The sequence below is a fragment of the Paraburkholderia sp. A1RI-2L genome (assembly GCF_048957375.1).
Taxonomy (GTDB): domain Bacteria; phylum Pseudomonadota; class Gammaproteobacteria; order Burkholderiales; family Burkholderiaceae; genus Paraburkholderia.
Map to the genome: position 1 here is coordinate 1405186 of NZ_JARBTA010000001.1, position 17830 is coordinate 1423015.

The 17830-nt window shown below is 66.2% G+C and carries 17 protein-coding genes; 9 read left to right on the forward strand and 8 right to left on the reverse strand.

What is annotated here, in order from left to right:
* Positions 1-64: 64 nt before the first annotated feature.
* From dapD to cls, 5 genes are all read left to right on the forward strand, one after another.
* On the forward strand, positions 65-892 hold the full coding sequence (gene dapD, locus PWP93_RS06565; RefSeq protein ID WP_421043882.1) for a 2,3,4,5-tetrahydropyridine-2,6-dicarboxylate N-succinyltransferase: 828 nt from the start codon (positions 65-67) through the stop codon (positions 890-892).
* The gene (locus PWP93_RS06570) at positions 892-1260 is read left to right on the forward strand and encodes an ArsC family reductase (RefSeq protein ID WP_035531888.1); all 369 of its coding nucleotides are present in this window, start codon (positions 892-894) and stop codon (positions 1258-1260) included. Before dapD ends, PWP93_RS06570 begins: the two co-directional genes overlap by 1 nt.
* Positions 1261-1354: 94 nt before the next feature.
* On the forward strand, positions 1355-2494 hold the full coding sequence (gene dapE / locus PWP93_RS06575; RefSeq protein WP_421023835.1) for a succinyl-diaminopimelate desuccinylase: 1140 nt from the start codon (positions 1355-1357) through the stop codon (positions 2492-2494).
* A 25-nt stretch (positions 2495-2519) separates the two neighbouring features.
* Complete coding sequence (gene prmB / locus PWP93_RS06580; RefSeq protein ID WP_421023834.1) at positions 2520-3416, forward strand: 50S ribosomal protein L3 N(5)-glutamine methyltransferase; 897 nt, start codon at positions 2520-2522, stop codon at positions 3414-3416.
* Positions 3417-3636: 220 nt separating this feature from the next.
* Positions 3637-5124 carry a cardiolipin synthase gene (gene cls / locus PWP93_RS06585; RefSeq protein ID WP_421043883.1) on the forward strand — a complete coding sequence of 496 codons (1488 nt, stop codon included), beginning with the start codon at positions 3637-3639 and terminating at the stop codon, positions 5122-5124.
* A gap of 27 nt (positions 5125-5151) precedes the next feature.
* On the opposite strand, the gene PWP93_RS06590 is transcribed toward cls, so the two are convergent.
* A complete protein-coding gene (locus tag PWP93_RS06590) occupies positions 5152-5634 on the reverse strand; it encodes a glutathione peroxidase (protein WP_421023832.1) in 483 nt (160 codons plus the stop codon).
* 100 nt (positions 5635-5734) lie between these two features.
* Between PWP93_RS06590 and PWP93_RS06595 the strand changes: the two genes are divergently transcribed.
* Both PWP93_RS06595 and PWP93_RS06600 read left to right on the forward strand, forming a co-directional pair.
* A complete protein-coding gene (locus tag PWP93_RS06595) occupies positions 5735-7681 on the forward strand; it encodes an ATP-binding cassette domain-containing protein (RefSeq protein ID WP_421043884.1) in 1947 nt (648 codons plus the stop codon).
* An 87-nt stretch (positions 7682-7768) separates the two neighbouring features.
* The gene (locus tag PWP93_RS06600; RefSeq protein WP_421045023.1) at positions 7769-8938 is read left to right on the forward strand and encodes a CaiB/BaiF CoA transferase family protein; all 1170 of its coding nucleotides are present in this window, start codon (positions 7769-7771) and stop codon (positions 8936-8938) included.
* Between the two features lie 111 nt (positions 8939-9049).
* Here PWP93_RS06600 and PWP93_RS06605 read toward each other — a convergent pair whose 3' ends face one another.
* The 3 genes from PWP93_RS06605 to alr all read right to left on the reverse strand — a co-directional run bounded on the left by PWP93_RS06605 (position 9050) and on the right by alr (position 11917).
* On the reverse strand, positions 9050-9319 hold the full coding sequence (locus tag PWP93_RS06605; protein WP_421023830.1) for a DUF2866 domain-containing protein: 270 nt from the start codon (positions 9317-9319) through the stop codon (positions 9050-9052).
* A gap of 131 nt (positions 9320-9450) precedes the next feature.
* Entirely contained in the window at positions 9451-10827 is a 1377-nt protein-coding gene (gene radA / locus PWP93_RS06610) for a DNA repair protein RadA (RefSeq protein ID WP_035531908.1), read from the reverse strand.
* Positions 10828-10846: 19 nt separating this feature from the next.
* On the reverse strand, positions 10847-11917 hold the full coding sequence (gene alr, locus PWP93_RS06615; protein WP_421043885.1) for an alanine racemase: 1071 nt from the start codon (positions 11915-11917) through the stop codon (positions 10847-10849).
* A gap of 219 nt (positions 11918-12136) precedes the next feature.
* On the opposite strand from alr, the gene lplT reads away from it, so the two are divergent.
* Complete coding sequence (gene lplT / locus PWP93_RS06620) at positions 12137-13447, forward strand: lysophospholipid transporter LplT (protein ID WP_421043886.1); 1311 nt, start codon at positions 12137-12139, stop codon at positions 13445-13447.
* A 61-nt stretch (positions 13448-13508) separates the two neighbouring features.
* Positions 13509-14315, forward strand: a complete 807-nt coding sequence (gene thiD, locus PWP93_RS06625; RefSeq protein ID WP_421043887.1) for a bifunctional hydroxymethylpyrimidine kinase/phosphomethylpyrimidine kinase — start codon at positions 13509-13511, stop codon at positions 14313-14315.
* Between the two features lie 43 nt (positions 14316-14358).
* Here the strand turns inward: thiD and PWP93_RS06630 are convergent, their stop codons facing one another.
* The 4 genes from PWP93_RS06630 to tsaB are packed head-to-tail and all read right to left on the reverse strand — an operon-like array spanning position 14359 to position 17753.
* Positions 14359-15471, reverse strand: coding sequence for a DUF1853 family protein (locus tag PWP93_RS06630; protein WP_421045024.1), 1113 nt, complete (start codon positions 15469-15471; stop codon positions 14359-14361).
* Positions 15472-15476: 5 nt separating this feature from the next.
* Positions 15477-16478, reverse strand: coding sequence for a uracil-DNA glycosylase family protein (locus PWP93_RS06635; protein ID WP_421043888.1), 1002 nt, complete (start codon positions 16476-16478; stop codon positions 15477-15479).
* Entirely contained in the window at positions 16465-16959 is a 495-nt protein-coding gene (gene rimI, locus PWP93_RS06640) for a ribosomal protein S18-alanine N-acetyltransferase (RefSeq protein WP_421023825.1), read from the reverse strand. Before rimI ends, PWP93_RS06635 begins: the two co-directional genes overlap by 14 nt.
* Positions 16956-17753 (reverse strand): tRNA (adenosine(37)-N6)-threonylcarbamoyltransferase complex dimerization subunit type 1 TsaB, encoded by a 798-nt coding sequence (tsaB, locus tag PWP93_RS06645; RefSeq protein WP_421043889.1) that lies wholly within the window; start codon positions 17751-17753, stop codon positions 16956-16958. The genes rimI and tsaB overlap by 4 nt, the downstream gene beginning before the upstream one ends.
* Between the last annotated feature and the right edge of the window lie 77 nt (positions 17754-17830).

Sequence of the window (17830 nt, forward strand, 5' to 3'; positions counted from 1 at the left end):
ACGTACGCGCGCCCGTCCCCGGATGCGCGAGTCATCGCACTTGAACTCATACGAAACCACCATCATGTCGCAACAACTTCAGCAGATCATCGACACCGCCTGGGAAAACCGCGCCGACTTCTCGCCCAAGTCGGCTCCGAACGACGTGCGCGAAGCCGTCGCCCACGTCATCGCCGAGCTGGACAAAGGCGCGCTGCGCTGCGCCGAGAAGAAGGACGGCGACTGGGTCGTCAACCAATGGGTGAAGAAGGCCGTGTTGCTGTCGTTCCGCCTGGAAGACAACGTGCCGATGCCCGCCGGCGGCTACAGTCAGTTCTACGACAAGGTGCCCTCGAAGTTCGCCAACTACACGGCCGAAGACTTCGCCGCGGGCGGCTTCCGCGTCGTGCCGCCGGCCATCGCGCGCCGCGGCTCGTTCATCGCGAAGAACGTCGTGCTGATGCCGTCGTACACCAACATCGGCGCCTATGTCGATGAGGGCACGATGGTCGACACGTGGGCCACTGTCGGCTCGTGCGCGCAGATCGGCAAGAACGTGCACCTCTCGGGCGGCGTGGGCATCGGCGGCGTGCTGGAGCCGCTGCAGGCCAACCCCGTCATCATCGAAGACAACTGCTTCATCGGCGCGCGTTCGGAAGTCGTGGAAGGCGTGATCGTCGAAGAGAACTCGGTCATCTCGATGGGCGTGTACCTCGGCCAGTCGACCAAGATCTACGACCGCGAAACCGGCGAAGTCTCGTACGGCCGCATTCCGGCAGGCTCGGTCGTGGTGGCCGGCAACCTGCCCTCGAAGGACGGCTCGCACAGCCTCTACTGCGCCGTGATCGTCAAGAAGGTCGACGCGAAGACGCGCGCCAAGGTCGGCCTGAACGAGCTGCTGCGAGGCGACTGATGGCGAAGGCCGCAAAAACCGTCGTCGTCTACGGCATTCCGAACTGCGACACCGTGAAGAAGGCCCGCGTGTGGCTCGAGGAGCACGGTATCGAGTTCGAATTCCACGACTTCAAGAAGGCCGGCGTGTCGAATGCGCTGGTCCAGGACTGGCTCAAGGATGTGTCTCTGGATCTGCTCATCAACAAGCGCGGCACGACCTGGCGCGGCCTGTCCGACGTGCACAAGGCCGAAGCCGACACGACCGCCGGCGCGATCGCGCTGATGATCCACAAGCCGTCGATCATCAAGCGGCCGGTCGTGGCCGTGAATGGCCGTGTGAAGACGCTGGGTTTTTCCGCCGAACAATACGAGGCGCTGTTCGCTTGAGAAAAGCGCCGTTCGCCTGAAACGGTTTTCCGTTGCTGTTGCCGGCCCCTGTTCGATCAGCGGTGCCGGCATTTTTATTGAAAGTGGTTCATTCATGTCCGCCACCCTCGCCCTTACCGAAGCCCTGATCGCCCGCGCGTCCGTGACGCCCGACGACCAGCACTGCCAGCGCATCATGACCGAACGCCTCGGCGCGCTCGGCTTCGCGTGCGAAACGATCGAATCCAACGGCGTGACCAACCTGTGGGCCGTCAAGCGCGGCACGGGCGGCGCCGCGGGCCCGCTGCTCGCCTTCGCGGGCCACACCGACGTAGTGCCCACCGGCCCGCTCGAGCAATGGAGCTCGCCGCCGTTCGAGCCCGCGCACCGCGACGGCAAGCTCTACGGACGCGGCGCCGCCGACATGAAGACCTCGCTCGCGGCGTTCGTGGTGGCGAGCGAAGAGTTCGTTGCCGCGCATCCGCAGCATCGCGGCGCGATCGCCTTTCTCATCACGAGCGACGAGGAAGGCCCCGCCACTGACGGCACCGTCAAGGTCGTCGAAGCGCTGCAGGCGCGCGGCGAAAAGATGGATTACTGCATCGTGGGCGAGCCCACTTCCACGCACACGCTCGGCGACTGCGTGAAGAACGGCCGGCGCGGATCGATGTCGGGCAAGCTCGTCGTGAAGGGCGTGCAGGGCCACATTGCCTATCCGCATCTCGCGAAGAATCCGGTGCATCTGCTCGCGCCCGCGCTAGCCGACCTCGTCGCCGAAAAATGGGACGACGGCAACGAGTACTTCCCGCCTACCACCTGGCAGGTTTCCAACATCCATAGCGGCACCGGCGCCTCCAACGTGATCCCCGGCCATGCCGACGTGATGTTCAACTTCCGCTTTTCGACCGCGAGCACGGTGGAAGGCCTGCAAAAGCGCGTGCATGCGATTCTCGACAAGCACGGCCTCGAATACGATCTGCACTGGAGCGTGAGCGGCCTGCCCTTCCTCACCCCGCGCGGTGCGCTTTCGGATGCGCTCGAACAGGCGATCCTCGGCGAGACCGGCGTGAAAACCGAACTGTCGACCACGGGCGGCACGTCCGATGGCCGTTTCATCGCGCGCATGTGCGAGCAGGTCGTGGAGTTCGGACCGCCCAATGGCAGCATCCACAAGATCGATGAGCATATCGAAGTAAAATTCGTCGACCCGCTCAAGAACGTGTACCGTCGCGTGCTGGAACAACTGATCGCCTGAGCGGCCTATTGCTGGAGTCAATGACATGCCCCATTCACTAGCCACGACCTTTTCCACCGTGCGCGACCTGCTGCGCTACGGCGTCTCGCGCTTTTCGGCCGCGCATCTCGCGTTCGGCCATGGCTCGACCAACGCCTACGACGAAGCCGCGTATCTGATCCTGCATACGCTGCATCTGCCGCTCGACCTGCTCGATCCGTTTCTCGACGCGCGCCTCGCGCCCGAGGAAATCGACAAGGTGCTCGCCGTGATCGAGCGCCGCGCCAACGAGCGCGTGCCGGCCGCCTACATCACGCAGGAAGCGTGGATGCACGGCCTGCGCTTTTACGTGGATGAGCGCGTGATCGTGCCGCGCTCGTTCATCGGCGAACTACTCGAAGACGGTTTGCAGCCCTACGTGGAAGACCCCGAGCAGGTCACCGCCGTGCTCGAGCTGTGCACGGGTTCCGCAAGCCTTGCGATCCTCGCGGCGCACGCGTTCCCGAACGCCGACATCGACGCCGTCGACCTCTCGGCGCCCGCGCTCGAAGTCGCGGCGCGCAACGTGCACGAGCACGGTCTCGACGAGCGCATCGCGCTCTTCGAAGGCGACCTGTACGCGCCGCTGCCCGAGCGCCGCTACGACGTGATCATCACGAATCCGCCGTACGTGAACGCCGAATCGATGCAGGCGCTGCCGCCCGAGTACCGCCACGAGCCGGAGATGGCGCTCGCGGGCGGCGCGGACGGCATGGATATCGTGCGCCGCATAATCGGGCAAGCGCGTAACTGGCTGACCGACGACGGCGTGCTCGTGGTCGAAATCGGCAACGAGCGCGCGAACGTGGAAGCCGCGTTCGGCGGCCTCGAACTCGTCTGGCTCTCGACGAGCGCGGGCGACGACCAGGTGTTCCTGATCCAGGCCGCTGACCTGCCGGTCTGAGCATGGGGAAATAGCGGTCCGGCAGCGCTCGAATGCACTCGGGAACGCTGCCGGGCCGCGGCGCGCCCTCACGCGCTCCCGATTAGCGCAATGCCGGCGTGCAAGCAGACTCGCCGCGGCGCGACAGGGTTCGGTAAGATGAATGTTTCCCGGCTTACGCGGTTCGCACGGCTCGCACTCGCAGCTGCGCCGCACGGCTTCAGGAGCGTCCCGCGCCTTTATGCGATTCGACTGGTCAACTCTGGGCATTCTGCTCGCGATCACCCATTTGCTCGGCCTGATCGCCGCCTGCCACGCCATCCTCAATACGCGCACCTCGCAAGGCGCAATCGCCTGGGCCGTCTCGCTCGCGACGATGCCCTACTTCACGCTGATCCCCTATCTGTTCCTCGGCCGTAGCAAGTTCGAGGGCTATGCGGACGCACGGCGTCTACGCAACGAAACCTTGCGCACGCGCGCGCACATGCCCGCCTGGCGCCCGCCCGGCGGCCCCGATGACGAACTGGCCAATACGGCCGACTGGCCCGTCGACGAACTGAGCACGCGCATGATCCGCTCGTTCTCGCGCCTGGCCGGCATGCCGCTCGTGGCGGGCAACACGGTGCGTACGCTCGTCAATGGCGAAGCCACGTTTTCTGCGATCTTCGACGCGATCGAACAAGCGCGCCGCTACGTGATCGTGCAGTTCTTCATCGTGCGCGCCGACGCGCTCGGCGACATGCTCAAGGACGCGCTGCTCGCCTGCACCGCGCGCGGCGTGCGCGTGCTTTTCCTCTACGACAGCATCGGCAGCTTCGACCTGCCGGCGCGCTACGTGCACGAGCTTCGTGCGGGCGGCATCGAAGTGCATCCGTTCTCGACAAAGCGCCGCTTCGTCAACCGCTTCCAGCTCAACTTCCGCAACCACCGCAAGATCGTGGTGGTGGACGGTGAGCGCGCGTTCGTGGGCGGCCATAACGTAGGCGTCGAATATCTGGGCGCAAAGGCGCCGCTCTCGCCGTGGCGCGACACGCATATCGAGGTGCGCGGCCCGGTGGTGGCCAACATTCAGTTCGCCTTCACCGAAGACTGGTACTGGGTCACCCAGGAACTGCCCGGCTGCGAACCGCCCGCCCTGATGCAGCGAATCGAGCCGCGAGTCGAGTCGCGCGAGCGCAGCGACATGCACTGCCTCGTGATGCCCACCGGCCCCGCCGATCGTCAGGAAACCTGCTCGCTCTTTTTCGTCGAGGCGATCAACGCCGCGAAAAAACGCGTCTGGATCACCACGCCTTACCTCGTGCCCGACGAAGCGGTGTTCTCGGCGCTGCGCCTCGCGGCGCTGCGCGGCGTGGACGTGCGCATCATGATCCCGAGCCGGCGCGATCACTTCGTGGTGTTCGAGGCATCCACGCTCTACGCCTACGACGCGCTGCGCGCGGGCATTCGCATCTTCCGCTACAAGCCGGGCTTCCTGCACCAGAAAGTCGTGCTGATCGACGACACCGCCGCCGCCATCGGCAGCGCGAACCTGGACAACCGCTCGTTCCGCCTGAATTTCGAAATCATGGTGCTGACCGTGCACCGCGGCTTCGCCGCCGAAGTCGAGGCGATGCTGCTGCACGACTTCGAGCAGACCTTCGAGATCGACCGCAGCGAATATCGCAACGCCCACGCGTGGCGCAAGATCTCGATGCATGTTGCCCGCCTCTTCGCGCCGGTTCTGTAGCCCGCCCACGAGCCAGCCGGTACGCCTTTACAGCAGTTGCTCGATGTCCGCAGCAATGGCGTCGGGTTTCGTGGCGGGCGCATAGCGCTTGACGACCTTGCCATCGCGACCCACGAGAAACTTCGTGAAGTTCCATTTGATCCGCCCGATGCCGAGCAGCCCCGGCGCCTCGCCCTTGAGCCACTGGTACAGCGGGTGCGCGTTCGCGCCGTTCACCTCGACCTTCTCGAACATCGGAAACGTGACGCCGAAGTTCTTTTCGCAGAAGGCGCCGATTTGCGCGGCGTCGCCCGGCTCCTGCTTGCCAAACTGGTTGCACGGAAAACCGAGCACCGCGAGTCCGCGTGCGGCGTACTGCTCGTGGAGCTTCTGCAAGCCCTGATACTGCGGCGTGAATCCGCATTCGCTCGCCGTATTGACGATCAGCATGATCTTGCCCTCGTATTGCGCGAGGCTCACTGGCGCGCCACCACCGAGCGGCGTGGCCGAAAACGAATAAACCGTCGACATCTCGCTCTCCCAACGAAAGCGCCAGTCTACGTGAGAAAACCGGCCCGGTTAAAATAGCGCTTTACGTTTTATCCGCGGTTTTGTCCGCGCCAGCGCTCTCGTGATCCGCTTCAATCAATTCAGCCTTGCCCGCGGCACCAAGCCGCTTTTCGACCAGACCTCGTTCACCCTGAATCCGGGCGAAAAGGTCGGCCTCGTCGGCGCCAATGGCGCGGGCAAGTCCACGCTCTTCGCCGTGCTGCGCGGCGAGTTGCATGCGGATGCCGGCGATTTTTCGATGCCGCCGTCGTGGCAGATCGCCCACGTCGCGCAGGAAACGCCGGCCGTCGAGAAAAACGCGCTGGAATACGCGCTCGATGGCGACGCCGCGCTGCGCGAAATCGAGGCGCGCATCGCCTCTGCTTCCGCGGCCCACGACGGCGCGGCCGAGGCCGAGGCGCACGCCGCCTTCGCTGACGCCGACGGCTACACCGCGCCCGCGCGCGCCGAGGCGCTGCTGCTGGGCCTCGGCTTCACCATGGAGCAAACGCAGCAACCGGTGGCGAGCTTCTCGGGCGGCTGGCGCATGCGCCTGAACCTCGCCCAGGCGCTGATGTGCCGCTCGGACCTGTTGCTGCTCGACGAACCCACTAACCACCTCGACCTCGACGCGATCGTCTGGCTCGAAGACTGGCTCCACCGCTACCCCGGCACGCTGGTCGTGATCTCGCACGACCGCGAGTTTCTCGATTCCGTCTGCAACGTCACGCTGCATCTGGAAAACCAGCAGGTCAAACGCTACGGCGGCAACTACTCGCAGTTCGAAATCCTGCGCGCACAACAGCTGGCGCTCCAGCAAAGCGCCTACGAAAAGCAGCAGAAGACCGTCGCGCATCTGCAAAGCTTCATCGACCGCTTCAAGGCAAAGGCCACCAAGGCGCGCCAGGCACAGAGCCGCGTCAAGGCGCTGGAGAAGATGGAGCTGATCGCGCCCGCGCACGCAAGCTCGCCGTTCACGTTCGAGTTCCGCACGCCCGACTCCGCGCCCAATCCGATGCTCGTGATGGACAGGGTGCGCTGCGGTTACCGTGCCGACGACGGCAGCGAAACGCCCATCGTCGAGGGCGTCGCGCTGTCGATCCAGAACGGCCAGCGCATCGGCCTGCTCGGCGCGAACGGACAAGGCAAGTCCACGCTCATCAAGACGCTTGCCGCAACGCTCGCGCCGCTCTCGGGCGAATTACGCACCGGCAAGGGCCTGCAGATCGGCTATTTCGCGCAGCATCAACTGGAAACGCTGCGCCCGGACGACACGCCGTTGCAGCACCTCGCGCGCCTCGCGCCCGACACGCGCGAGCAGGAACTGCGCGACTTCCTGGGCGGCTTCAACTTTCCGGGCGAGATGGCCACGGCGCCCATTGCCCCATTCTCGGGCGGCGAGAAAGCACGCCTCGCGCTAGCGCTCATCATCTGGCAGAAGCCGAACCTCCTGCTGCTCGACGAGCCGACCAACCACCTCGACCTGGAAACGCGCCACGCGCTCACCATGGCGCTCGCGCAATTCGAAGGAACGCTGATCCTCGTGTCGCACGACCGGCATTTGCTGCGCGCCACGACCGACCAGTTCATGCTGGTGGCGAAGCATCGCCTGCAACTGTTCGACGGCGATCTCGACGATTACCGCGACTGGCTGCTCCAGCACGCCGCCGAACAGCGCGCAGCCATCAAGAGCGCGGCGCTCGGCACGGCAAATGCGCTGGATGGCGACACGGGCGACGCCGTGAACCGCAAGGAGCAACGGCGCCAGGAAGCGGAGACGCGCCAGCGGCTCTCGCACCTGAAAAAGCCATTGCAGGCGAAAATCGGCAAGATAGAAAAGGAGATGGATGCACTCAATGCCGAGAAAGGCACGCTGGACGCGTTCGTCGCCGACCCGGCCAGCTATGAGCCGGCGCAAAAGACCCGGCTGACCGAAGCGATCCGCCGTCAAGCCGAAGTCCAGGCGCGCCTCGAAACGCTCGAAGCCGACTGGCTCGGCGCGCACGAGGAGCTTGAGCAGATCGGCTGACGCAATCGGCGCCCCCACGGTCATCCCCATTGTCAGGCGCTAATCAGGAGCAAACGAGTGTCGAATCGAGTGTCGATCCCCCCCGCATTGCAGGGCCTGCGCGTTCTCGATCTGACCCGCCTCCTGCCTGGCCCCGTAGCCACGCTGCGCCTCGCGGAAATGGGTGCCGACGTGCTGAAGATCGAACCGCCCGGCGCCGGCGACGCAGCGCGCAACATGATGCAAAGCGCCGAGGACGAAATCGCGGGCCGGCCAGGCGCGTTCTACCGGCTCGTCAACCGGGGCAAGCGCGAGACGCGGCTCGATCTCAAATCGGAAGGCGGCCGCGCCGTCTTGCTCGCGCTCGCGCGCGATGCCGATGTGCTCGTGGAGAGCTTCCGCCCCGGTGTGATGGAGCGGCTCGGCCTCGGCTACGATACCTTGCGCGCGAATAATCCCAAGCTCGTCTACTGCGCGATCACCGGCTATGGCGCGAACGGGCCGTTCTCCGACCGGGCCGGCCACGATCTGAACTACATCGCGTACGCGGGCGTGCTCGACCAGATCGCCACGCATGAAGGCGAGCCCGTGCTGCCGAACTTCCAGATCGCCGACCTGCTCGGCGGTGCGCAAGCCGCGCTCTCGCAGATCCTCGCCGCGCTCTGGCACGTGGCGCGTGGCGGCGAAGGCCGTTTCGTCGATGTTTCGATGGCGCACCAGGCGCATGCGCACAACGTGATGGCTCACGTCGCACTCGCCAACGACGACGCAGCGGCGCTCCAGCCCGGCGGCGGCCTGCTCAATGGCGGCGTGCCCTGCTACAACCTGTACCGCACGCTGGACGAGCGCTGGCTCGCCGTGGGTGCGCTCGAACTGAAGTTTTGGCAAACGCTGTGCACGGCCATTGGGCGCGAGGATTGGGCCCAGCGGCACTGGAGCCTCGGCCAGACGCCAGGCGGGGCGGACGCAGCGGCGCTCACGCGCGAACTGGCCGCGCTCATCGCGAGCGAAACGCTGCAGACGTGGATCGACCGGCTAGAGGTGATCGATTGTTGCGTCTCCCCCGTCCTCAAGCCCGGCGAGGCTGCCAACCACCCACTGTTCAACCCCGAGGTGCTGCAAGCCCTGCTCGACGACGCCGCTGCCCAGCGCGAGGCCACTGCGCGCAACACAACCAGTCAGGGTACGGCCGCGCCCACCGCAACGGCTGGGAGCAACCCCGCGCCAGCCGGCCAGGCGCCCGGCAAGAAGCCGTTCAACTATGGTCCTTGGGGCTGACTGAAGAAGCCGTAAATGAAAACGGGCGCTTGCCGGCTCCGAAGCGGAGCATCAAGCGCCCATTTTCACAATGAAGATTGAACGGTGCGAAGCCGAGCTGCAGGCTCCGGCCTAACGACGCGGCAAAGTCTGACGTGGCGAGCGCTCGTCGTCGTAAAGCACGTGCTTGCGGCCTTCCACATGATGCGCGATGGTGCTGCGCACCTGAGCCGCGGTCACGTTGCCAGCCACCACCTGACGCGAAATGCGGCCGTCGCTGTCGATCCACTCGACGATGCGACAGCTACTGCCCCAAGGCTGCAAGAGCGGCTCGGAGACCCGGCAGCCGCGCACGACGATCGAGCTACCGCCGATGCCGATGGACGATTCTGTCTGTTTCAAGTCGCTATCCTTTCCGCTGGATGCGGGTTGAGCATCGCGAAAGCATAGGGAAATCACGAAACGAAAAGGTTACAGTGCGTACCAGGGTTGTTACCAATCATTACGCGCCAGACCGCGGCGGCGCGCCGGCCCTACTCGAGCTCGCGCACGCGGTCGATGGCTTCCTCGATCCGCTCCACGGCGATGACGTTCAATCCCTCGATCGGCTGTTTCGGCGCATTGGCGCGGGGAATCAGCGCACACGTAAAGCCGAGCTTGGCCGCTTCCTTCAAGCGATCCTGCCCGCGCGGCGAGGGTCGGATCTCCCCGGCGAGCCCCACTTCGCCAAATACGATCAGGCCCTTTGGCAACGCCTTGTTACGCATCGATGAGTGGATGGAAAGCAGCACGGCGAGGTCGGCGGCCGGTTCGGTGATCTTGACGCCGCCCACCGCGTTCAGGAATACATCCTGATCGAAGCAGCCGATGCCGGCATGGCGATGCAGTACCGCCAGCAGCAGCGCGAGGCGGTTCTGCTCCAGCCCGACCGCGAGGCGGCGCGGATTGGGCACCTGCGCCGTATCGACGAGCGCCTGCACTTCCACGAGCAGCGGCCGCGAGCCCTCCTGGGTCACCAGCACGCAGGAGCCCGGCACGCTTTGCTCGTGCTGCGAGAGAAACAGCGCCGACGGATTGGCCACGCCGCGCAGCCCGCGCTCGGTCATCGCGAACACGCCCAGCTCGTTGACCGCGCCGAAGCGGTTCTTGAACGCGCGCACGAGCCGGAACGACGAGTGCGTGTCGCCCTCGAAGTACAGCACCGTGTCGACGATGTGCTCCAGCACGCGCGGGCCCGCGAGATTGCCCTCCTTCGTCACGTGGCCAACCATGATGATGGCCGTGCCTGACTGCTTGGCAATGCGCGTGAGCTGCGCGGCGCACTCGCGCACCTGTGCAACCGACCCGGGCGCGGAGGTGAGCGCCTCGGAATAGATGGTCTGGATGGAGTCGATCACGGCGACGTCGGGCTTTTCGGCCTCGATGGTCGCCTGGATTTTTTCGAGCTGGATTTCGGCGAGCAATTGCAGCTCGCTCGCCTTCGAGCCCGGATCAAGCAAGGCAAGCCGTTGCGCGCGCAACGCGATTTGCGCCGCCGACTCCTCACCGCTCACGTAGAGCGCGCGCCGCTCGGCCGCGATCTGCGCGAGCGACTGCAGGAGCAGCGTGGACTTGCCGATGCCCGGATCGCCGCCGATCAGCACCACGCCGCCCGCGACCAGACCACCGCCCAGCACGCGATCGAACTCGCCGACACCGGTGGTGAAGCGCGGCACGTCGGACGCCTCGATATCGGCCAGACGCCGCACCGGCGCGCTCTTTGCCAGCGCCTGAAAGCGGTGATTGCCGGCCGGCTCCGCAACGCTCTCGACCAGGGTGTTCCACGTGCCGCACGCGGGGCACTGTCCTTGCCATTTCGGCGCCTGTCCGCCGCATTCGGTGCAGATATAGAGCGTCTTCGCCTTCGCCATGCTTTTTGCCATGGTGGGTTTATTCCGCGCGAACCGGCACGCGCGGCGCGACCGCACACATCAGCTCGTAGCCGATCGTGCCGCATGCTTGCGCGACATCGTCGATAGGCAAATTCGTGCCCCACAGCTCGACGCGCGCGCCCACACCCGCGCCCTGCACCGACGTGAGATCGACCGTGAGCATGTCCATGGAGATGCGCCCGACCACGCGCGTGCGCACGCCTTCGACGATCACGGGCGTGCCTTCGGGCGCGACGCGCGGATAGCCGTCCGCGTAGCCGCAGGCCACCACGCCGATGCGCATCGGCTGGCGCGCCGTGAAGATCGAGCCGTAGCCGACACTCTGGCCTTCAGCGATCGTCTGCGTGGCGATGATCTCGGAGGCGAGCGTCATGGCCGGCTGCAAACCGACGCCATCGAGCGCCGAGGCCACGCCCGAAGGCGAAGCGCCATACAGAATGATGCCGGGGCGCACCCAGTCGAAATGCGATTCGGGATGCCATAACGTGGCCGCCGAGTTCGCAAGGCTGCGCGTGCCCGCGATGCCTTGCGCGCCGCGCTCGAACGCCGCCATCTGCGCGCCGATGCCGCGCGGCGTATCGGCGTCCGAAAAGTGCGTCATCAAGGTGATCTGGCCGATGCCGGGGCAAGCGCGCGCCCGCTCCCACGCCGCACGGTATTTCTCCGGCGTGTAGCCGAGCCGGTTCATGCCGCTGTTCATCTTGAGCTGAACATTGAGCGGCTTGGACAGACGCGCCATTTCGAGCATGCGCATTTGTTCGTCGCAATGGATCACCGTGGTGAGGCTATAGCGGTCGATGACGTCAATGTCGGTCGGCCGGAAGAAGCCCTCCAGCAGCAGAATCGGCCCGGCCCAGCCCAGTTCGCGCAATTTCACCGCCTCTTCGAGGTCGAGCAGGCCAAAACCGTCGGTCGCGCGCAGGCCGGGAAAAGCGCGCGCAAGCCCGTGCCCGTAGGCATTGGCCTTGACCACGGCCCAGATTTTCGACTGCGGCGCGTATTTGCGGACGACGGCGAGATTATTGGCGAGAGCGGTGGTATGAATCGTGGCGGAAAGGGGGCGAGGCATGGGATTTTTTCGCAAAGACGCTTTTGAATCAGGACCTTACAGGGTGATTTCAGCACCCGTCAGGCCCGTCTGACAGGCGGTCAAGGAATGTGCTAGTCCGAATCACGCTATTTTCGTGATATAAAGCCCTGCGCACAACCCATTTCGAACGTAATAAAGCCCGGATGCCTCCCACCCGTCCGGGGCGGACGGACCGCAGCGAGGAAAGCATCGCATCAGATGAAAAAAGGCTTTTACACCATCATGGCCGCGCAGTTTTTTTCGTCGTTGGCCGACAATGCGCTCCTCATCGCTGCAATCGCACTGCTGAAAGACCTCCACGCCCCGAACTGGATGACGCCGCTGCTCAAGCTGTTCTTCGTCCTCTCCTACGTCGTTCTTGCCGCATTCGTCGGCGCCTTTGCTGATTCCCGCCCCAAGGGCCAGGTCATGTTCATCACGAACACGATCAAGGTCGTGGGCTGCGCCATCATGCTCGCCGGCACGCATCCGCTGTTTGCCTATGGGGTGGTCGGCTTCGGCGCGGCGGCCTATTCGCCGGCCAAGTACGGCATTCTCACGGAACTGCTGCCGCCTGAGCGCCTCGTGGCCGCCAACGGCTGGATCGAAGGCACCACGGTCGGCTCGATCATCCTCGGCACGGTGCTCGGCGGCGCGCTGATCAGCCCGCATATCGCCGCCCACATCATTCGCCACACGCCCGCCTCGATCAGCACCCCCGCCGAAGCCGCGATGCTCGTGATCATGGTCATCTACGTGATCGCCGCGCTCTTCAATCTGCGCATCCCCGACACCGGCGCGCGCTATCCGCGCCAGCAGCACGGGCCGATCCGCCTCATCACCGACTTCGCCGAGTGTTTCAACACGCTCTGGCGCGACAAGCTCGGCCAGATTTCGCTCGCGGTCACGACGCTGTTCTGGGGCGCCGGCGCGACGCTGCAATTCATCGTACTCAAGTGGGCCGAAGTGTCGCTCGGCATGTCGCTCTCGGAAAGCGCTGTGCTGCAAGCCGTGGTGGCCGTGGGCGTCGCCGCCGGCGCGATGATCGCCGCCGCGCGCGTGCCGCTCAAGAAGTCGCTCTCGGTGCTGCCAGTAGGCATCATGATGGGCATCGCCGTCATGCTCATGGCGTTTTACACGCGCAGCCTGTTTCCGCCGCACTGGGGCCTGCATGTCGGCCATATGCGCATCCCGGGCTATCTCGTGTTCGCCTATATCTTCCTGATGGTGGTGGGCGCGCTCTCGGGTTTCTTCGTCGTGCCGATGAACGCGCTGCTCCAGCATCGCGGCCACGTGCTGCTCTCCGCCGGCCACTCGATCGCCGTGCAGAATTTCAACGAGAACCTCTCGGTGCTCGTGATGCTGTGCCTCTACGCCGTGCTCGTCTGGCTCGATGTGCCGGTGACCATCGTGATCGTGCTGTTCGGCACCTTCGTCTGCCTGATGATGTGGCTCGTGATGCGACGCCACCAGGCCAATCAGCGCTCGTTCGACTCGGTCGCGCTGATCGGCGAAAATCATCGCCACTGAATCCCGCGCCCGCGCGGCGGTGGCCTGCGGGCCCGGCGCGCGGCACATTAGCGACGCCGCCATGACCTCACCGATTTCCAACGTCCTCACGATCGCCGGCTCCGACTCGGGCGGCGGCGCAGGCATCCAGGCCGACCTCAAGGCTTTCTCCGCGCTCGGCGCCTATGGCGCGAGCGTCATCACCGCGCTCACTGCGCAGAACACCCGCGGCGTTACCGCCATCCACGCGCCCGATGCGGGCTTCGTCACCGCGCAGCTCGACGCCGTGTTCGAGGACATCCGCATCGACGCCGTGAAGATCGGCATGCTGGCCAACGCATCGATCGTGCGCGCCATCGCCGATGCGCTGCGCCGCTACCGGCCGCCGCGCATCGTGCTCGACACGGTGATGATTTCGAAGAGCAATCACGCGTTGCTCGCGCCCGAGGCCGTGACGGCGCTGCGCGAGGAACTGCTGCCGCTCGCGGGCGTCGTCACGCCAAATCTTCCCGAGGCCGCGGCGCTGCTCGGCGTGACGCCGGCCGCCGATGAAGCCGCGATGGTCGAGCAAGGCGAGGCGCTGCGCGCGCTCGGCGCGCAAGCCGTGCTGATGAAAGGCGGCCACCTGGGCGGCGCAGACAGCCCCGACTGGCTGATCGAAGCCGGCGGGACGCTGCGTCTGGGCGGGCCGCGCGTGCCGGTGACGAACACGCACGGCACGGGCTGCACGCTCTCCTCGGCGATCGCCGCGCTGTGGCCGCAGCATGCGACGCTCGCGGAGGCCGTCACGCAAGCGAAGACGTATCTCACCGGAGCGCTCGAAGCGAGCGAGCGGCTCGACGTAGGCCATGGCGTCGGCCCGGTGCATCACTTCTGGCGCTGGTGGTGAATCCGGCGCGGCGCGCTCGTCATTCGTAACGTCGTAGCTGACGTCATGGGCGCGCAAAGGCCTGGGCGCGCGCCGGCCAGTCGTCGGGAACGATGAAACCTCGCGAGCGCTCAACGTAGCTGCCCGCGCCATCGGCCACAAATGCGGCGACCATCACGGGCTCATGAGCCTGCGTGAGGCCTGCGAACAATGGTGCAGCCGGCACCGGCGCGGCCACGGTTCTGCGGGCCGCGGACGCATCGCCCTCCACATCGCGATGGTGCCTGGCGCCGCAGCCCTCGTGCCGGTCACGCTCGTCGTGGGGTATCGACAAGCATTGCCCACCGTCCGGCCCGATCCGCCGTGGTGCAAGCCAGGCGAGCCGCGGCAGCACACTCCAGCCATCGGCGCCTTCACGATCCGCGAAATCGGCCCAGTCCGCCCGCGTGACCCACCAGCCGCGCCCATGCTGCTCTGCGAGTTCGGGCGGGTCGCCCGGCGGCGTGCCCGCCCCCTTGCCCGCGCGATAGAAAAGCCAGCCCTTCCAGAACATCTGCGCGAGCCACGGCCCTGGATAACCGAGCCAGGCGAACTCTTCGCGCGCACTCAGGCGCAGTTGGTGATCGCGCAGATGCGCGAGCTTCAAATCGAAACGATCGCGCAGGTTCGGCCCGACGAAATCGGCAAGTCCCGGCGCACCGTTCTCCGCCATGCCGAGGTGCATGTACCACTTAACCGCCAGTTCCCAATGGAGCCGCTGGCCGTTGCGCGTTTGAACGAGGAAGTCGCATTCGCCCAGCGTGAGGCCCGCGCGCCGCAGTGCGACGTTGGCCGCGACGAGCCGGGGCGCCGGTCCATGTGCGAGAAACCAGCCGAGCAGCGTTTCGGCGTAGCGGCCCAGCCGCGTGAGGCGCGTCGCGTCGAGCGAGGCATGCAAGCGGGCAGGATCGCGATCGAGTTGCCTAAGCCACGCTGCGGCGGCATTCGCCTCCTCATCGCTCGCCCATAGCTCGGCAAGCGGCGCATGTGGTTGCGCACGCAACAAATCGGCACTGAATAGCAGCCACGCGAGATCGCGCACGACTGGGTCAGTGAGATCCCGATAGAGCGAATCGAGCAGCAGCTTGCTGAAACCCGCGGCAGCCAGCTCGCCCGACGAGGCATCCGCGGGCCGCATCATCGTCATCGCTTGCCGCCACCCGCCGCGCGCCAGGTGTCGCGGGCAAGGCACAGGTCGGTCCACGCCTTCGATTTGTCGTTCAGGCTGCGCAGCAGATAGGCGGGGTGATACGACACGATCACGGGCACGCCCTCGTACTGGTGCACGCGCCCGCGCAGCGAGGCGATACTGCCGTCGGTCCTCAGCAGGCTTTGCGCGGCGAAGCGCCCAAGGGCGACGATGATCTTCGGCTTCACGAGCGCCACCTGGCGTTGCAGATACGGCTCGCAGCGCGCGACCTCGTCGGGCTCGGGATTGCGGTTGCCGGGCGGGCGGCATTTGATGACGTTCGCAATATAGACGTTTTCGCCGCGCGCGAGTGACAACGCCTTCAGCATGTTGTCGAGCAGCTTGCCTGCCTGGCCGACGAACGGCTCGCCGAGGCGGTCTTCGTTTTCGCCCGGCGCCTCGCCGATCAGCATCCACTCCGCAGCGCGATCGCCCACGCCGAACACGGTGTTGGTGCGCTTCTCGCACAGACGGCAACGCGTGCAGGAGGCCACGCGTTCGGCGAGCGCATCCCAGTCGAGCGTCGCGACGTCATCGCGCGGAGCCGGAGCAGGCTCCAGATCATGCGGCAACGACGGCTCGGGCATCGCATCGAACCAGGCGAAATCGTCTTCGGTCAGCGGCAGCGGTTCTTCCTGCGCGGCCTGGCCCGCCTGAATGGGCACGGCGGCTGCGCGGCCACGGTCGGGGTCGGTCAGCGGCAGCGGCGAGACCTGCGCTTGCACAACGGCGTGCTGTTGCGGCGCTTGCGCTGCGACGCGTTGCGCAACCGGTTGCGGCGTCGGCGCTGTTCGCGGCACTGTTCGCGGCTCTGCGTTCGGCGCGGCTTGTCCGGCCAGGCTGGCGCTCGCAGCCGTCATCGATTCAGAGGATGACGGTGCCGCCGTAGTCATGTCCCGGCGCACCCAGCGCGGCGCGAGGCCGAGCTCCTCCAGCGCGATCTCATCGAGCGGCATCGGCGCCCTCCATTGCAAAGGTGAAGCGCATCACGATCGCGTCTTCACGGGTGTGATGGCGAGCCGGATAATAGTTCTTGCGACGCCCGATGGTGACGAAGCCAAACTGCTCGTAGAGCCGGATCGCGCGATGATTCGACGGCCGCACTTCCAGCAACAGCCCTTCGAGCTGCTGCGCACGCGCGAGACGCACGCTTTCGCGCAGCAGCGCAAGGCCCGCGCCCAAGCCCTGCGCCTGCGGCGCGACGCACAGGTTCAGCAGATGCATCTCGTCGACGACCGGCATCAGCACGCAATAGCCGATCAAGGTGCCCGTCACATGGCGCATGCACACGCCAAAGTAGCCGTTGCGCAGCGAATCTTCGAAGTTGCCGCGCGACCACGGGAATTCGTACGCGGATTTTTCGATGACCACGACCTCGTCGAGATCGCTCTCGGTCATCTGCGAGAGGTAGCGGTCCGTCATCAGCACGCCGCTCATCGCCCCCCCTCGCCGCTGTTGTGTACCCCGCCCTGCGCAGCTTTTGCCGCCATGCGTTCGGCCGTGGTCTGCGCGACCTTGTTGCGCACGTATTCGGGCGCGGCCTCGTCGGCGCGCAGCGTGCGGCCCGCGCGGAACGCGCGCAGCGCCGCGTGTGCGAGCGGCAGCGCGTGCGGCAGGGCTTCGGCGTCGATGGTGCGCGCGGTCGTCGAGGCGACGAGGCGCGCGCCGAACGCCGCCGCCGCGTTGCCGGCGAGCGTGAACGGTTCGTCGGGCGCCGCGATGGCCTCGGGTGCATCGAGCGACGCCGGGCGCAGCGTGCGCCAATCGTTCGCGGCCGCATCCCACGCGTAATCGGCCCAGTACGCTTCGTCCATGCGCGCGTCCAGCGCCGCGAGCACGCGTGTCGCCGCCGGATCGCGCATGCGTGCGCTCTCGGCACAGATGAGCAGCGTGCTCACCGGCACCACGGGAATGTCGACGCCGAAGGCCAGGCCCTGGGCGACGCCCGTGGCGGTGCGCAGGCCGGTAAAGGAGCCTGGGCCCGCACCGAACGCGATCGCATCGCAGTCGGCCAGCGCGAGCCCCGCTTCGGCCAGCAACTCGCCGATCGCCGGCAAGAGGCGCGTGCTGGAGACGGCGCCGGTGGCTTCATGGCGCATCCAGACGCGCGGCTCGGGCGGCGCCTCGTTGGCGGATCCGGATGCGCCGCTGACGGGCGCGGCGGCGCGGAGCAATGCGACCGAGCAATATTCGGTCGAGGTATCGAGAGCAAGCAGCACGGTTTCAGTCATGAGCGCTATTGTAATGCGCCGCCTTCGTGCAGTCGCCGGCCAGGCATGGCCCATGCGGCGACGCTCAGCCTCCATAG

Coding starts and splice junctions, on each gene's coding strand:
- PWP93_RS06635 (WP_421043888.1), bottom strand. CDS start 16,478: ATGCCGCTCGATGAGATCGCGCTGGAGGAGCTCGGCCTCGCGCCGCGC.
- cls (WP_421043883.1), top strand. CDS start 3,637: ATGCGATTCGACTGGTCAACTCTGGGCATTCTGCTCGCGATCACCCAT.
- prmB (WP_421023834.1), top strand. CDS start 2,520: ATGCCCCATTCACTAGCCACGACCTTTTCCACCGTGCGCGACCTGCTG.
- thiD (WP_421043887.1), top strand. CDS start 13,509: ATGACCTCACCGATTTCCAACGTCCTCACGATCGCCGGCTCCGACTCG.
- tsaB (WP_421043889.1), bottom strand. CDS start 17,753: ATGACTGAAACCGTGCTGCTTGCTCTCGATACCTCGACCGAATATTGC.
- PWP93_RS06590 (WP_421023832.1), bottom strand. CDS start 5,634: ATGTCGACGGTTTATTCGTTTTCGGCCACGCCGCTCGGTGGTGGCGCG.
- lplT (WP_421043886.1), top strand. CDS start 12,137: ATGAAAAAAGGCTTTTACACCATCATGGCCGCGCAGTTTTTTTCGTCG.
- dapD (WP_421043882.1), top strand. CDS start 65: ATGTCGCAACAACTTCAGCAGATCATCGACACCGCCTGGGAAAACCGC.
- rimI (WP_421023825.1), bottom strand. CDS start 16,959: ATGAGCGGCGTGCTGATGACGGACCGCTACCTCTCGCAGATGACCGAG.
- alr (WP_421043885.1), bottom strand. CDS start 11,917: ATGCCTCGCCCCCTTTCCGCCACGATTCATACCACCGCTCTCGCCAAT.
- dapE (WP_421023835.1), top strand. CDS start 1,355: ATGTCCGCCACCCTCGCCCTTACCGAAGCCCTGATCGCCCGCGCGTCC.
- PWP93_RS06570 (WP_035531888.1), top strand. CDS start 892: ATGGCGAAGGCCGCAAAAACCGTCGTCGTCTACGGCATTCCGAACTGC.
- PWP93_RS06630 (WP_421045024.1), bottom strand. CDS start 15,471: ATGCGGCCCGCGGATGCCTCGTCGGGCGAGCTGGCTGCCGCGGGTTTC.
- radA (WP_035531908.1), bottom strand. CDS start 10,827: ATGGCGAAGGCGAAGACGCTCTATATCTGCACCGAATGCGGCGGACAG.